Raw genomic sequence first — 16,129 nt, 5'->3', positions numbered from 1 at the left:
ATAAAAACTGCAGACATTGATGAGCAATGTCTGCAGTTTGACTGTTTATTTCCTAGTGTTTTTCCCGAAAATTAGTTAGCATTTTCTTGCTGAGTTTTTGCAAAAGAACAAGCTCATCCGGTTCAAGTGGAAGACTCGCTAATATTTTAGCAGGAATATCTTTTGCTTTTTCTTCTAAAGCTTTTCCATTAGAAGTCAGTGATAGAATCGTAATACGCTCGTCTTTATCTGCTCTTCTTCTTTGAAGTAGGCCTTTGTCAGCCATTTTTTTTATGACGGGCGTCAAGGTTCCAGAATCTAAACAAAGTAAGCTACCAAGTTCTTTCATTGTGACTTGTTGGTTTTCCCATAAAACAAGCATTACCAGGTATTGCGTGTAAGTTAAATCTAAAGGCTTCAGCAAAGGGTTGTACGAGCGAATGATTTCTTTAGAGGTGGCATATAAAGGAAAGCACAACTGGTTTTCTAAATATAAATCTTCCATTTTCTCCACCTCGATTCTCGTAGTTCCTTGTTAGCATAGCTGATTTTGTAATAAATGTCTAGCTGTTAACGGCAGTCAATGTCACTTCAATATTACCTGCAGTTGCTTTAGAATATGGGCAAACCTTATGAGCTGCTTCCAATAATTCTTGTGTTTCTTCTAAAGAAAGACCTTCAACATGACCTTCAATTTCAACGCCTAAAACAAAACTCATTTCATTTTCAGCATACAAAGATACTTGAGCACTGATGGTAGAAGCACCAGAGATATTTTTTTGATTTTTGATCAATTCTAACGCACTATTGAAACAAGCACTGAAACCTGCTGCAAATAATTGCTCAGGATTCGTTGCATCGGCTACACGACGTCCAGGAGCCGCAATTGCAAGTTCAAATGAATGATCTGGACTATGAACTTCACCTGAACGACCACCAGTATTGATCATTTTTGTAGAATACATTTTTTTCATAAAAAACACTCCTTTAAATTTGATTTTGTACAATTAAATTGTATACAACTTAATTGAGAAAGGCAACTAATTCGTTTCAGCATGGGCATAAAAAAACGAGCGACTACACGTTATGGCATCACTCGTTTTAGATAAATTATTTAAGCAGCATCAATTTTTAGAAGAAATACAAAAATAGAAGAGGAAGTATTTATGAATAAGCTTCTTATTACTCAATTGGATGGTAAGTGAAGCCACTACCAGTTACTTCAGCTACACTGCTGACAATCACAAAAGCAGTAGGGTCGATTTCTTCGATCAATGGTTTGACTCTTGAAAACTCCTGGTCTGTTACGACGATCAATAAAACTTCTTTAGATTTGCGGTTGTAGCCACCTTTTGCTTCTAATAAAGTTAAGCCACGACCAATTTCCGCACTTAAACGTTGGCGGATTTCTTCGATAGAGGTTTCGCTCATCACCATTATCGATTTTTTACGATTCATTCCTGTTTCAATATAAGACATTACAATCGAGGTAATGACGATCGAAAGAATGGCATATAAAAATTCTTCAAACCCAAAAATAAATAAATTAAGTGATACAACAAACGCATCTGTTACCAATAAACCAATCGAAGTATTCAAATGAAAGTACTTTTTGAAGATCAGTGGTGGAATAGTTGTTCCGCCACTTGAAGAATTATTTTTGTATAAAATAGCGACACCCAGAGCAAAGATCGCACTACCAAAGATCACTGAAAGTAAACGATCCGACGTAACCATCATTTCAGGGACGACCGCTATAATCAGCGGAAAGACAAGACTTCCAAAAAGCACTTTGAAAAAAGGTTTTTTTCCAAGAAATACAAGAGCTAATACCAACATGATGATATTTAATACTAAAATGACCATTGCACGATCAAAACCTAAAGCCGATTCTAAGAGAATACCTAAACCACTCACACCGCCTGCTGCGATATGGTGAGGCCCTAAAAACATATTGATACCTACACCTAAAATGGTTAAGGCAAACATTATTTTTATGTATGTCCAAATCATCGTTTTCATTTGCTTCATCCATTCATTATTGTATTTTAATTTTTTAGTGCTTTTTTCATTATAACGTAATATCCACCTAAAGTTAACTACTATTTTAAAAAAATGTTAGGTTAGTCTAACATTTCAGGTCGAGAAATAGAGGAGCTATGAGTTCACTATGTTGCTATAGATAGTGAATATTAATATTTTTTATCGATTGAAATAAAAATGAAAGATGTCTTTTACTTTTCCTTAATTCGATAAAGAGCAAATAAAGATGGAAATTTAATGGATGAAAGGTTGGACATAAATGCAACGTCATGTCGATTCGTTACGAACAGTTAGTGTGCAAGAACCATTGGCAATAAGATGAGCAGGGGTTAGTTTGTTTTCTTTTTCTAAATAGATTTCAGCTGCCCAAAATTGGATAGAGCGTCCAATTTTAGTCGGATGTGCGATCACTCGTAATTGTCCATTTTGAGCGCTGTTAAGGTGGTTGACATGTAAATCTACACCTACCGCATATTGTGTCGAGCTTAAATGTTGGTTAGCGCCAATACTACAAGCGGTTTCAATTAAGATACCGTTGATTCCGCCATGAAGGAAGCCAAAAGGTTGGAGATGGATGTCAGAAATCGGTAGTAACAATTCAACCTGTTCTTTTGAGATAGATATTGTCTCGATCTGTAAATATTCGATTAAATTCATTTTTAGGTTTCATTCCTTTTTTGTTTTTTTGAATAGTATAACAGAAATTCTTAAAAAATATAAAATTACAAACGTTTTCTTTGGCTTTTGTGTATAATAAGAATGTTCAACTTAGAGGAGGAATAAAATGAGAGAATGGCAAACAATTAAAGACTATGAAGAAATACTTTTTGAAAAACATGGTAAAATAGCAAAAATAACAATTAATCGACCTCAAGTACACAATGCATTCACTCCAAAGACAGTGTTTGAAATGATTGAAGCTTTTACTATTTGTCGAGAGCGGCAAGATATTGGTGTGATTATTTTAACTGGGGCAGGAGATCAAGCATTTTGTTCTGGTGGAGATCAAAAAGTTCGAGGAAATGGCGGGTATGTAGGTGATGATCAAATCCCTCGCTTGAATGTGCTAGATCTCCAACGCTTGATTCGGGTCATTCCAAAGCCTGTGATTGCTATGGTCAAAGGTTGGTCGATCGGTGGAGGCAATGTCTTACAACTTGTTTGTGACATCACAATTGCCGCTGAAAATGCGAAATTTGGACAAACAGGTCCGAATGTAGGAAGTTTTGACGGCGGTTATGGATCAGGCTATCTAGCTCGAGTGATCGGTCATAAAAAAGCAAAAGAAGTCTGGTTTATGACGAAACAGTATTCCGCAACAGAAGCTTTAGCAATGAATTGGATCAACACAGTGGTACCTTTAGCCGAAATTGAAGACGTAACGATAGAGTGGGCAGAAGAAATGTTGAAGAAAAGTCCTTTAGCATTAAGAATGATCAAGGCTGCAATGAACGCAGATACAGACGGACTAGCGGGGATCCAACAATTAGCAGGGGATGCCACTTTACTTTACTACACGATGGCTGAAGCTCAAGAAGGACGCGATGCATTCAAAGAAAAGAGAGAGCCTGACTTTGACCAATTTCCTAAATTTCCCTAAACAAAAACCAAATAGTTGGTTGCAACGACAAGCATTAGAACAGCCAGATCAGTCAGCCTTTTATACGAAAGATGTTTGTCTAACGTTTAGTGAATTGAATCACTATGTACAGCAACTTGCTTATTATTTCAAACGTTTTATAAGCAATCAACAAAAAACTATTAAAAGAGTAGCCATTTTGAGCGACAATCAGACAATGATGTATCAGTCGATCTTAGCTCTATGGGAATTAGGAATGGAGATCCAATTTCTAAATACAAGGTTAACCAGTGAAGAACTAGCTTATCAGTTAAAAGATGCCAATACACGACTATTGATCACTGAACATCCTGAACATTTTTCCTTTGAAAATGTAACCATCATTTCTTTCCCGAAAAAAAAGGAACTAATCGGGAGAATTAATGAACCACCAATTGATTTCGGCTATCAATTGGAGCAAATAGCCTCGATCATGTATACATCTGGGACTACTGGAAAGCCAAAAGGAGTACCTCAAACTTTTTCAAACCATCAAGCAAGTAGCCTAGCTACACAAAAAAGTATGGCTATCGAGTCTGGCGAGAATTGGCTTTGTTGCGTCCCGTTGTACCATATCAGTGGTTTATCGATTCTTTTACGTTCCCTTGTTTTAGGAATTAGCGTTCATTTATGTGAAAAATTTCACCCATCAGAAGTCAACCAACTGATTTTAAGCGAAAAAACCGCTTATTTGTCGTTAGTCACGAAAATGTTAAAAGATCTGTTGCCGTTTGTACCAGAAGACGGTTATCCTTCTTCTTTGAAGCAAGTTTTATTAGGTGGCGGTCCGATTGAATCTACCTTACTTGAAGACTGTTGCCAGTTGAAGCTACCCGTTATGTTGTCTTATGGCATGACAGAAACATGTTCCCAAGTTGTCGCAGGTAAAATCCATATGCATTCAAAGTTTAAGGACACGGTTGGTCGTCCGCTAATGGGTGTGCAAATTAAAATCGATGGGACAGATCAAGCGAATGAATCTGGAGAAATTCTTTTGAAAGGTCCATCGATCGTTAAAGGATATCTCAACGGACGAGATCGACATTCGTGGACGAAAGAGGGCTGGTTTTGTACTGGTGATTGGGGCTATTTAACAGATACTGGTGAACTAAAAATTCTTAGTCGAATGAGTGAGCGAATCATCTCTGGCGGAGAAAATATTTACCCTGCTGAGATTGAAGCAATTTTTTTAAAAAGTCAGAAAATTACAGAGGCTATTGTTATTGGTAGAGCCGATCCTAACTGGGGGCAACGCCCAGTAGCTTATTTGAAATTAATAGATAAGGTCAGCGTTAATGAAATTTGCAATCTCATGGAGCCACTTGCTTCCTACAAACATCCTGACGAAATTTTTGTCATCCATGATCTACCAAAAACAGCCTCAGGAAAACCATTAAAACGACTTTTTTTAACAGAAGAAAGAGTGAACTATATTGACTACCAACTTATTTAATCTAAATCTACAGGAAGTACCTGAAGCTGACTATGTATGTTATAGCTTTAAGATTCCTTATGAACCGTTAGCAAATCTCTTTGCAAAAGCGAGTGACTTTAAAGGCACACGTTTTTTTTGGCAAACGCCAGACAAAAATGTCGGTTTCTTGGGGTTTGGGCGTAATCTTTTAAAGAAGCGTGGAAACTGGTCCACCGAAGACCTGATAAATACTAAACAAGAGTTTTTTAAAAAACTTTCGTTTCTGGTTCCTGAAAAAGAGACTCCGATTCTTTTTGGAGGATTACCTTTCGATGCTGAAAACAAAAAACAAGCGCCTATTTGGGGAGAATTGGCAGAGGGCTGTTTTATTCTACCCGAACTATTAATCAAGCAAAATCATCAGCAACTAACCGTTGTAATAACCGTAAGGAATCATTTTAAAACTTTAAAAAAACTCGATGAGTTTATTAAAGAAAAAATGAGACTTATTAATGAAATGAAAGAGCGATGTGTCCCAGATTTTTCGCCAAGTCAAGTACTAAAAGAAACTGAAGTAGCTGTTCCTCATTTCTTAAAAGCTGTTGAAGAGACGATCGAAGTCACAGCAAATAAAAAATCAGCACTTAAAAAAGTGGTTTTAGCAAGACAGATGCAATTAGTTGGCAAAGAATTTTCTGTTGAAAAAATCTTACTTCATCTGATTAGTCAACAACCAAACACCTATCACTTTGTTTTAGAAGCAAAAGGTCAAGCGTTTATTGGCGCAACACCTGAACGTTTGCTTCAGGCGACTGATACCCATTTTTTGACCGCTAGTATTGCAGGCTCTATCGCTCGAAGTTCAAATGAAAGAGAAGACGTTACATTGGGAGAGAAACTTTTAAAAGACTCTAAAAATATTGGAGAACACCAATTAGTCGTCGAACGTTTAACAGAACAGATGCACTCATTTATTAAGGGGAAACTAACAGTATCAGAAAAAAGTCTTTTAAAAAACCGAGACGTTCAACATCTTTGTTTGACGTTGAAAGGGAGCCGTCAGGATGGTTTCTCATTTTTAGAAGTCATACGACAACTACATCCTTCACCAGCTTTAGGCGGTGTTCCTAAACAGGCAGCCATTGATTGGATAGCGGAAAAAGAACCTATTGGGCGAGGGTTATACGGTGGTCCAATTGGCTGGTGTAGTTTAACTGAGGATGTTGGTGAATTTGCAGTTGGTATTCGTTCTGGAGTAGTGAGTGATACTGAGGTCCAGTTGTATGCTGGCTGTGGAATTGTGCCAGATTCAACGCCTGAAGCGGAATACTTAGAAACTGCTCTAAAATTTCAACCGATGATTCGAGGTGTAAAAGAATGACGAACACAAAAGAGCTGACTGCTTATTTATTAGCATTTATTCATGGATTGAAAGAAAGTGGATTAAAAGAAATGGTCATTAGCCCAGGATCACGCTCGACACCACTGGCCTTATTGGCTTATCGTGACCCGAAAATCAATTGCTATATCAATGTGGACGAGCGTTCGGCTGCTTTTTTTGCGCTTGGTTTAGCAAAAGCACAAAAGGAACCTGTGGGTCTGATTTGCACATCAGGAACTGCTGCAGCAAATTATTATCCAGCCATTTGTGAAGCTGAGGCGTCAAATGTTCCACTCATTGTGTTGACCGCTGACCGTCCACCAGAGGCGCAAGGCGTAGGAGCACCACAAACGATGGATCAGCAACATTTGTATGGAAGCCATGTCAAAAAGTATATCGGAATGGCTTTGCCAGAAGAAGGAGAATCTTTTGAAAGATATGCGTTTTTTCAGGGTTGGGAGAGTGCGGCTGCTACAATAAAAATTCCTAAAGGACCTGTACATGTGAATCTACCTTTTCGAGAACCTTTACTGCCGGATTTATCACAATCATTTACACGTCATTATTCAAGAAAAGGGGAAACGATCAATAAAGTAACTTCCTTTTCGTTACCAGAACTTGACTCTTGGTTAACCAAAAAAGGGTTGATTATTGTTGGAAGAGAATTGACCACACAACAGGCAACGAAAATGATTGAACTAGCTGAAATCGTAGGATGGCCTATTCTTGGTGATCCACTTACAAATTTAGGAAATTGCGGGAAAGAAAGCGACAATTATATTTCTCATGGTGATTTGATCTTTGCCGATCAACGCTTAGAAACACCCGAAATCGTTTGGCAGTTTGGTAACTTGCCATTGGCCAAAAACCTCATGCTTTATTTAAATCAGTCAAAAGACCTGACTTATGTCATCATTGATGAAAGCGAATCTTGGAAAGACTGGTTACATCAAAGTAATTATGTTTTACCAATTGATCCACTGACGTTTTGTAGCATGGTTAAGAACATGAGCAATGAAGAATTTCATACTCATGCAGATAGAAACTGGTTATCCTAATTGGCAAGAAAGAGCAAAGCTTGCCAGACAAACGATAGAAACAACCTTACCCTTAGATGCCTATAACGAAAGCAATGCCAGTAAGCGTCTTTTTCAATTGTTAAAGTTTGACGAAACACTCTTCTTGTCCAATAGTAATGCTATTCGTTTTATTGATCGCTACGCTGGTTTTTCAAAACAACGATTTTCAGTCTATGGGAATCGGGGAGTAAATGGTATTGACGGGATTGTTTCAACAGCTGCAGGTATTTGTGCGGCTAAGAAACAGCAGATGTTTTTGTTGATTGGTGACTTAGCTTTGTTTCATGATATGAATGGATTACAAATAATCAAAGAACTTGAGCTGCCGGTGACTGTGATCGTTTTGAATAATAACGGGGGAGGTATCTTTTCTTTCCTTCCTCAAAGGGAATTAGATAACTCCTTTTTTGATCCTTTGTTTTCAACACCCTTACATCTAGACTTGGAGAAAGTGGCAGATCTGTACTGCGGCGCTTATAAAAAGCCCAAATCGCTGACTGAATTTGAACAAATAGTTTGTGAAAGTCGAGAAAGAATAGACAGTAAAGACAACAGAGAAGAGAAAAAAAATTCAACTTGGACGTTGATTGAAGTCGTTGGCGAACAAAAAGCACCAGTAGAGCTTTGGCAACACATGATTGAGGGATACGGTAATCGAAATGAGTGAGGGAAAAATAAAAATCAATGGTGTTAATTATGCTTATCGTTGGTTACAGCGAACATCTCCAATGAGACCTACTATCATTTGTTTACACGGATTTACCGGAACTTCCATGAGCTTTTCTTTGCCTTTTCAAGATTTAAATGTTTTAGCAATCGATTTGATCGGGCATGGTAAGACGGATGTTTATGTTCATCCTTATCGCTATAAGCTTCCATTACTTGTTCAAGATTTAGCACAATTGGTTCTGCAATTAAAGATCGATGCCTTTTATTTGTTGGGGTATTCCATGGGGGCCCGTACCGCGTTAACTTGGCTGATTGAACAACCAAAAGGAATTTTAGGCATCATTATGGAAAGTGGTACACCAGGCGTCAGTTCGCTTAGCGAAAGACTCATACGTCAAAAAAAAGATCTTCTATTAGCGCAAAAGATCATGACTGAACCATTGTCTGGTTTTGTGGATTATTGGGAATCGATTCCATTATTTGAAAGTCAAAAAGAACTACCTGATTCGACAAGAAGAAAGATTCGCCAAGGAAGACTTATGCAACAACCAATTGGTTTGGCGCTTAGTTTGATGTACATGGGAACTGGGCAACAGACGAATTACTGGCCATCGCTTAGAAATATCCAAAGACCGATCCTTTATTTAGCAGGAGAATATGATGATAAGTTTCAAAAAATCGGAAAAAAATTGGTTGAAGAAAATAGTCTGTTTTCCATGGCGTTGGTTCCCAAAAGTGGACACTGTATTCATCTAGAACAGCCAACGAAATTTGTTTCCCTAGTAAATCAATGGATAATGGAGAAAGAAAAAAGTGATACAAATTAGAAAAATCGAGCAATTACAACTTAAATTACCTTTGACTACCCCTTTTGAAACGAGTTATGGAATTCTAACTGAAAAAGCGTTTGATTTATTGATAATCGAGGATGAATTAGGCAATCAAGGAGTAGGAGAGTTGGTTTCTTTCCAACAAGCGGACTATATTGAAGAAACGATCGACATGAGTCGCTTGATCATCAAAAATGAATTGATTCCTTTACTTACTATGTCTCAAATCAAAGAGCCTTTCGAAGTTCAGCGACGATTGACGAAAGTGCAAGGGAATTTTATGGCAAAAGCAGCCATGGAAACTGCTATTTGGGATTTATATGCCAGAAGAAAGAATGTCAGTCTCCGAGAAATTTTCAAAAGTACGAAAACAGAATTAGCAGTTGGGATTAGTTTAGGTATCCACACAGATTCTGCAAAATTGTTAAAACAAGCTCGAATGTATGTTTCTCAAGGCTATACGCGGTTGAAGTTAAAGATCAAACCAGGTTACGATATCGAACCATTAACCTTATTACGAAAGGAATTTCCTCACTTGCTTTTGATGGCAGATGCCAATTCTGCTTATACATTAAAGGATCTACCGATATTGTTAGAATTGGATCGATTAAACCTAGCGATGATTGAACAGCCTTTTAATCAACGGGATTTTATCGAGCATGCGTATTTACAGAAACAATTAAAAACACCAATTTGTTTAGATGAGAATATTCGTACACTAAATGATGTTAAAACCGCTCATACCTTGGGAAGTTGTCGTGGGATTAATCTAAAAATCCCCAGAGTGGGTGGGATCGCTGAGGCATTATCCATCGTAACATTTTGTCGTGAACATAACTTGACGGTGTGGCTAGGTGGAATGTTTGAATCAGGAGTAGGACGTTGCTTAAATATACAATTTGCCAGCCAAAATGACTTTACTTTCCCTGGCGATATATCGGCATCAGATCGCTATTACTACGATGATATCATCAAAAATAAAGCTTGCCTCACTGATGGGAAACTTGCAATTCCCTTAGGAAAAGGCAATGGGGCAGTCCTTGATCAAGAAAAAATCGAACGTTATTGCTACAAAAAGGAACTCCTTTTTTCTCAATAATAAACGTTTGACAAATAATATGATCACTGTGGTCGTTGTAGAGATACACCAAGTAATCAGAAAGAATCCAAAAGCAGCTCTTTCTCTTTTGGATTCTTTCTTTATTGTTGAACTTTTTTTATATGAATCAGCAAGTAGCGAGTATAAAATTACACTTTCTACAATACCGATAATTCAGCTAATGTCGCCATTGACCTAACTTCTCCTTTTGATGAGATAATCATGGGAAACAGAATTCTGTTACCGATAACATAAATGAAAGCGTTGTCTTTTGTTGTTCACTCTTTTATAGTGAACACGTAATCTTAAATATGAAGGAGGAAATACATGAACACCGCAGCAATTTATCATCGACCGGAAAGTGAATATGCTTTTTTATATACAGCTGATACTTTCAGAATTCGTTTACGTACCTGTAAAGACGATGTAAAAAAAGTTTATCTTATTAGTGGCGATCCTTATACGATTGATTCACAAAAATGGTATCTGGAAGAAATACCAATGAAAAAAAGTCTGAGTACTTTAGTTCATGATTACTGGGAAGTGGAACAAACAAGCTCGACTAGAAGGTTACAATATGGGTTTCATATCGTAGGGATTGATGGCACAGAATGTTTTTACGGGGATCAAGGGATTTTTGCGTATGAACCAGCAAACTTAGCAGAACCAAATTACTATTTCCGGATACCCTATTTTCATGAAATTGATCGTTTCAAAGTGCCGCAATGGGCAAAAGAAACGATTTGGTACCAAATATTTCCTGAACGATTTGCGAATGGCGACTCAACTAACGATCCAGCTCATACGCTACCATGGGGAAGTAAAGCACCTGACCGAGATGATTTCTTTGGTGGTGATTTACAGGGTGTGATTGATCACCTCGATTACTTAGTCGATTTGGGAATCAATGGTATTTATTTTTGCCCGATTTTCCAAGCTATGTCTAATCATAAATACGATACGATCGACTATTTGAAGGTTGATCCAGCCTTTGGTGACGAACGTCTGTTAAAAGAATTAATCGAAAAAGCGCATAAAAAGGGTATACGCATTATGTTAGATGCTGTTTTCAATCATATTGGTAGTGACTCGCCCCAATGGCAAGATGTGATCAAAAATGGCGAAAAATCAATTTATAAAGATTGGTTCCATATTCATTCTTTTCCTGTGGATGCCTATCAAATGACGAATTTACCCGAAACAGCAGCAAATTTATCTTATGATACGTTTGCTTTTACACCTTTCATGCCTAAACTCAACACAGCAAATCCTGAGGTTCAATCGTACTTACTAGATATTGCTGCTTATTGGGTGAAAGAATTTGATATTGATGGGTGGCGTTTAGATGTCGCTAATGAAGTCGATCATCATTTCTGGAAATTGTTCCATGAAAAAGTCACTGCAATCAAACCGGATATTTATATTTTAGGCGAAATCTGGCATTCATCCCAAGCTTGGTTACAAGGAGATGAGTTCCATGCTGTAATGAACTATGCGTTTACAGACTCAATCAAAGACTATTTTGTCAAACGAAAAATCACTGCTTCACAAATGGCAAGTGGCATGAACCATCAGCAGATGCTGTACCAAGATCAAGTAAACGAAGGAACATTTAATTTATTAGATTCCCACGATACTGCGAGAATCCTAACCTTGTGTAATGGAAATAAAGAGTTGATGAAAGCTGTACTTACTTTCATGTTTTTACAAAAAGGCGCACCTTGTATTTATTACGGAACGGAAATCGGATTGACTGGAGAAGATGATCCTGATTGTCGTAAATGTATGATCTGGGAGAAAGAGCAACAAGATACGGAATTATACGGTTTTATTAAAGAATTAATTTATCTTCGGAAACGATTATCTGAAATTTTAATCACAGGTACGATTTGCTGGGAGCTAATTGATGATAGTCAAGACGTGATTCATTTTTCTCGTGAATTGAACGGCCAAAAGATCCATGCTATTTTTAATCAATCTTCTACAAGTTATTTGGTTGATCAGAAAAATGAAATTATCTTAAGCCAAAATAGTGAATTATTAAATGATGGGAAAGCTGAAATTCAACAATTCGGATTCATTTTGATGTGTGAATAACTTGTTACCGGTAACATGCAGAAAGCGTTTGCAAGTTGTCGTTTTATAACAGTATACTCTTTATACAAACAACATTTATGGAAGTGGAGGAACAAAAAGTGAAGAAAAACTATGTTAAAAAATTAGGGTTGGGTTTATTGTCACTTGGTATTTTAGGTGGATTAGCAGCTTGTGGTAATGGAAAAGCTGATACAGCTAGCGGTGGAAATGATGAAAAAACATTAACTGTATCGGTAGATTCTGGTTATAAAGATTACATCAATGAGATCAAGGGTGATTTTGAAAAAGAGAATGATGTCAAAATCAAGCTAGTTGAAAAAGATATGTTCGATCAATTAGAAGCGCTTTCTTTGGATGGACCTGCCGGTAAAGGACCAGATGTGATGATGGCAGCCTATGATCGAATTGGTGCGTTAGGACAACAAGGCCATTTAGCGGAAGTCAAATTAGGAAATGAAGCCGACTATGATGAAACAGATAAAGCACAAGTGACCTATGACGGAAAAATTTACGGCGAACCAGCGGTGATCGAAACATTAGTCTTGTATTACAACAAGGATCTAGTAGATGCAGCACCAACCACTTTCAAAGAATTAGAAAATCTAGCCAAAGACAAACGCTTTGCCTTTGAATCAGAAGCAGGAAAAAATACTGGATTCTTAGCAAAATGGACTGATTTTTATTATTCTTATGGTTTACTAGCAGGCTATGGCGGGTATGTTTTTGGTGACAACGGAACTAATCCATCAGATATTGGTCTAAATAATGCAGGATCAATCGAAGGAATCACTTATGCTACAAACTGGTTCCAAAATGTTTGGCCAAAAGGGATGCAAGATATCAAGAGTGCAGGCGATTTCGTTAGCCAACAATTCATGTCTAACAAAGCAGCAGCAATCATTGATGGTCCTTGGCAAGCACAAACTTATAAAGACAACAAAATCAATTATGGGGTAGCAAAAATTCCAACATTGAACAACGGCGAATCTTATCAACCGTTTGGTGGAGGAAAAGGTTGGGTAGCAAGTAACTATTCTAAAAACAAAGAATTATCACAAAAATGGTTAGACTATGTGACAAACACAAAAAATCAAGAAAAATTCTTTGAAATGGTCAATGAGATTCCAGCCAATCAAGCAGCACGTGAAACAGCTAAATCAAAAAATGATGAATTGACAACTGCGGTGATTGATCAGTATGAAACTGCGCAAGCAATGCCAAATATTCCAGAAATGGCTGAAGTTTGGACTGGTGCTGAAAACTTAATGTTTGATGCAGCTTCAGGTTCTAAATCGCCAAAAGAATCTGCTAACCAAGCAGTGAAAACCATAAAAGAAGCGATTGAGCAAAAATATTAAAAGTAACAAAGCAATCTCTATTCACGATCAAATGGATATTTTTACTAGATGTGGTGATAGTAGACCACTAAATCTCATTTGGTCAACCAAATCATAAAACAAGTCATGGATCAATAGGTGAAACAGTTGAACGGTGTATTTTCTTTAACTGTTTCACATTGATTCGTGTGAATAACATCCACGAGCAGAGTTTTTTTATAGCAACTGAGTGAGGATTACAAATGAATGGAAAATGGTTTTTGATAGCAATTATTGATGACTGTCATGGATAGCTACTATTTATAGCTACTATTTATAGTTACTATGTATAACTGCTATGAATAGTTACTTATAGATGGCTATTATGGATAGCCGACTGATTCATTTCCTTGCGCAAAGAATAAAATAGTAGTACTGGGGGTATCGTTATGCAAGACGAACAAAATAATATCAATGTAAGAAAAATTACACTTATGTCTCTCATACCTGGCTTAGGGCAATTTGCTAATGGTCAAGCGTTCAAAGGAATCGTATTTCTAGGTATTTTCGTAGCATTTATTCTACAACTGATAGTTGGTGGCTTCCACTCTTTGATTGGCTTAGTCACACTGGGAACGGTTCCGATGGAGGATCACTCCTTATTTATTTTGATTCAAGGAACGCTGCAACTAATCATTACGGTTATTTTTTTTATTTTCTATGGACTGAATCTGTTAGATGCCAAACGTGTCGCAGTTTTACGCAAAGAAGGTAAGAAAATCAACCGAACGATGAAGGAAGTTATACATAATATTGGTGATGAGGGTTTTCCTTATTTGCTTACACTTCCAGCCTATCTTTTGATGATTTTTACGATTATTTTTCCAGTTCTAGTCACATTATTTACAGCATTTACCAACTATGATTTCAAACATATCCCACCTGCTAGTTTGATTGATTGGATCGGAGTAAAAAACTTTTTTAGTATCTTCTTCTTAAGTTCTTACCGTAATACCTTTTTCTCTGTGTTTTCTTGGACTGTTATTTGGACACTATGTGCAACGACACTTCAAATCACATTAGGTATTTTTACAGCCGTTATTGCTCACCAAAAATTTATTAAATTTAGACGTTTTTTTGGTATTATTTTCCTTTTACCATGGGCGGTACCAGCATTTATAACAATTATGAGTTTCTCTAATATCTTCAATGATAGTGTGGGGGCGATCAACACCCAAGTGATTCCTTTTATCAATCATCTGCCATTCGTAGACATTAGCGCGATTTCATGGAAAACAGATCCATTTTGGACGAAAGTTGCGATCATTATGGTTCAAGGGTGGTTAGGTTTCCCTTATATCTATGTCATGGTAACAGGTATTTTACAATCCATTTCTGAAGATTTATATGAAGCAGCAAAAATCGATGGTGCAAATGCTTGGAAACGTTTCTCTAATATCACGTTACCGGCTATTTTTCTAGTAGCAGCACCAACGTTTATTACTCAGTATACTGGTAATTTCAACAATTTCTCGATGATTTATTTATTTAACAACGGTGGTCCTGGAAGTGTAGGAGGGGGCGCAGGTTCAACAGACATCTTGATTTCTTGGATCTATAAACTAACGACGGGAACCTCGCCACAATACTCCATGGCTTCAGCCATTACACTAATTATTTCTGCAATTGTCATTTGTGTTTCTTTACTTGTGTTTAAAAAGACTAATGCATTTAATATGGAGGACTAAGCGATGAAACAATTTAATTCAAGTGCTAAATTCCAACGAAGATTGTCACAATTCTTGACCTATGTTTTTTTGATTCTTTTGTCGATCATCATTATCTATCCATTGTTGATTACAGCCAGTACAGCATTTAAATCAGGTAATATCGCTGCTTTTAGTCTGGATTTATCCAGTGACTGGACACTAGAAAATTTTAGACGGCTATTCTCAGAAACGTTATATGGTACTTGGTATAAAAATACCTTGATTATTTCCATTTTAACAATGGTTATCCAAGTGACTGTTGTAACTTTGGCTGGTTACACTTATAGTCGTTACCGTTTCATTGGACGCAAATCAAGCTTGATGTTTTTCCTGGTGATTCAAATGGTTCCAACGATGGCTGCATTGACCGCTTTTTACGTCATGGCTTTTCTACTTAACGCCTTAGATCGATACTGGTTCTTAACAATGATCTATATTGGTGGGGGAATTCCGATGAATACTTGGCTAATGAAAGGTTATTTTGATACTGTTCCACTTGATTTAGATGAATCTGCTAAATTAGATGGAGCTGGTCATTTCCGGATTTTTCTACAAATCGTTTTACCGTTAGTTAAACCAATGATTGCCGTTCAAGCATTGTGGGCCTTTATGGGACCGTTTGGAGACTTCATGCTCGCTAAATTTTTACTACGCACACCAGAAAATCAAACAGTGGCAGTTGGTTTGCAAACATTCATTTCTGATGTGACAAATCAACGGGTTTCATTATTTGCCGCAGGAGCGATCCTCATTGCATTACCGATTTGTTTATTGTTCTTCTTTTTACAAAAAAACTTTGTCACTGGTTTGACTTCTGGTGGCACAAAAGGTTAGG

Annotated in this window: 15 protein-coding genes; 11 read left to right on the top strand and 4 right to left on the bottom strand. The window is 37.2% G+C overall.

Annotation, left to right across the window (positions count from 1 at the left end; genetic code table 11):
• Nucleotides 1-52 precede the first annotated feature (52 nt).
• From AB3H93_RS03725 to AB3H93_RS03710, 4 genes are all read right to left on the bottom strand, one after another.
• Nucleotides 53-484 (bottom strand): MarR family winged helix-turn-helix transcriptional regulator, encoded by a 432-nt coding sequence (locus tag AB3H93_RS03725; RefSeq protein ID WP_034698048.1) that lies wholly within the window; start codon nt 482-484, stop codon nt 53-55.
• A gap of 58 nt (nt 485-542) precedes the next feature.
• Nucleotides 543-953: an organic hydroperoxide resistance protein gene (locus tag AB3H93_RS03720; RefSeq protein ID WP_010719118.1), complete on the bottom strand. Its 411-nt coding sequence runs from the start codon at nt 951-953 to the stop codon at nt 543-545.
• Nucleotides 954-1,161: 208 nt separating this feature from the next.
• A complete protein-coding gene (locus AB3H93_RS03715) occupies nt 1,162-2,010 on the bottom strand; it encodes a YitT family protein (protein WP_010719119.1) in 849 nt (282 codons plus the stop codon).
• Nucleotides 2,011-2,289: 279 nt separating this feature from the next.
• Complete coding sequence (locus AB3H93_RS03710) at nt 2,290-2,679, bottom strand: PaaI family thioesterase (protein ID WP_368020162.1); 390 nt, start codon at nt 2,677-2,679, stop codon at nt 2,290-2,292.
• 127 nt (nt 2,680-2,806) lie between these two features.
• On the opposite strand from AB3H93_RS03710, the gene menB reads away from it, so the two are divergent.
• The 11 genes from menB to AB3H93_RS03655 all read left to right on the top strand — a co-directional run bounded on the left by menB (nt 2,807) and on the right by AB3H93_RS03655 (nt 16,128).
• Nucleotides 2,807-3,622 carry a 1,4-dihydroxy-2-naphthoyl-CoA synthase gene (gene menB / locus AB3H93_RS03705; protein ID WP_010719121.1) on the top strand — a complete coding sequence of 272 codons (816 nt, stop codon included), beginning with the start codon at nt 2,807-2,809 and terminating at the stop codon, nt 3,620-3,622.
• Nucleotides 3,567-5,093 carry an o-succinylbenzoate--CoA ligase gene (menE, locus tag AB3H93_RS03700; protein WP_368020161.1) on the top strand — a complete coding sequence of 509 codons (1,527 nt, stop codon included), beginning with the start codon at nt 3,567-3,569 and terminating at the stop codon, nt 5,091-5,093. Before menB ends, menE begins: the two co-directional genes overlap by 56 nt.
• Nucleotides 5,074-6,435 carry an isochorismate synthase MenF gene (locus AB3H93_RS03695; RefSeq protein WP_368020160.1) on the top strand — a complete coding sequence of 454 codons (1,362 nt, stop codon included), beginning with the start codon at nt 5,074-5,076 and terminating at the stop codon, nt 6,433-6,435. The genes menE and AB3H93_RS03695 overlap by 20 nt, the downstream gene beginning before the upstream one ends.
• Nucleotides 6,432-7,493, top strand: a complete 1,062-nt coding sequence (menD, locus tag AB3H93_RS03690; RefSeq protein WP_368020159.1) for a 2-succinyl-5-enolpyruvyl-6-hydroxy-3-cyclohexene-1-carboxylic-acid synthase — start codon at nt 6,432-6,434, stop codon at nt 7,491-7,493. The genes AB3H93_RS03695 and menD overlap by 4 nt, the downstream gene beginning before the upstream one ends.
• A complete protein-coding gene (locus tag AB3H93_RS03685; RefSeq protein WP_368020158.1) occupies nt 7,468-8,181 on the top strand; it encodes a thiamine pyrophosphate-dependent enzyme in 714 nt (237 codons plus the stop codon). Before menD ends, AB3H93_RS03685 begins: the two co-directional genes overlap by 26 nt.
• Nucleotides 8,174-9,010, top strand: coding sequence for a 2-succinyl-6-hydroxy-2,4-cyclohexadiene-1-carboxylate synthase (gene menH / locus AB3H93_RS03680; protein ID WP_207432154.1), 837 nt, complete (start codon nt 8,174-8,176; stop codon nt 9,008-9,010). Before AB3H93_RS03685 ends, menH begins: the two co-directional genes overlap by 8 nt.
• Nucleotides 9,000-10,112 (top strand): o-succinylbenzoate synthase, encoded by a 1,113-nt coding sequence (gene menC, locus AB3H93_RS03675; protein WP_368020215.1) that lies wholly within the window; start codon nt 9,000-9,002, stop codon nt 10,110-10,112. The genes menH and menC overlap by 11 nt, the downstream gene beginning before the upstream one ends.
• 327 nt (nt 10,113-10,439) lie before the next feature.
• The gene (locus tag AB3H93_RS03670; RefSeq protein ID WP_368020157.1) at nt 10,440-12,209 is read left to right on the top strand and encodes a glycoside hydrolase family 13 protein; all 1,770 of its coding nucleotides are present in this window, start codon (nt 10,440-10,442) and stop codon (nt 12,207-12,209) included.
• 98 nt (nt 12,210-12,307) lie between these two features.
• Nucleotides 12,308-13,567 carry an extracellular solute-binding protein gene (locus tag AB3H93_RS03665; RefSeq protein ID WP_010737611.1) on the top strand — a complete coding sequence of 420 codons (1,260 nt, stop codon included), beginning with the start codon at nt 12,308-12,310 and terminating at the stop codon, nt 13,565-13,567.
• Nucleotides 13,568-13,974: 407 nt separating this feature from the next.
• A complete protein-coding gene (locus AB3H93_RS03660) occupies nt 13,975-15,273 on the top strand; it encodes a carbohydrate ABC transporter permease (protein WP_010719129.1) in 1,299 nt (432 codons plus the stop codon).
• 3 nt (nt 15,274-15,276) lie between these two features.
• On the top strand, nt 15,277-16,128 hold the full coding sequence (locus AB3H93_RS03655) for a sugar ABC transporter permease (protein WP_010719130.1): 852 nt from the start codon (nt 15,277-15,279) through the stop codon (nt 16,126-16,128).
• Nucleotide 16,129 lies beyond the last annotated feature (1 nt).

Origin of the sequence: Enterococcus sp. C74, from assembly GCF_040887125.1 — a bacterium.
GTDB classification, from domain to species: domain Bacteria; phylum Bacillota; class Bacilli; order Lactobacillales; family Enterococcaceae; genus Enterococcus_B; species Enterococcus_B hirae.
Note: the sequence above shows the minus strand (reverse complement) of the source record. Positions and strands in the feature narration are given on the sequence as shown.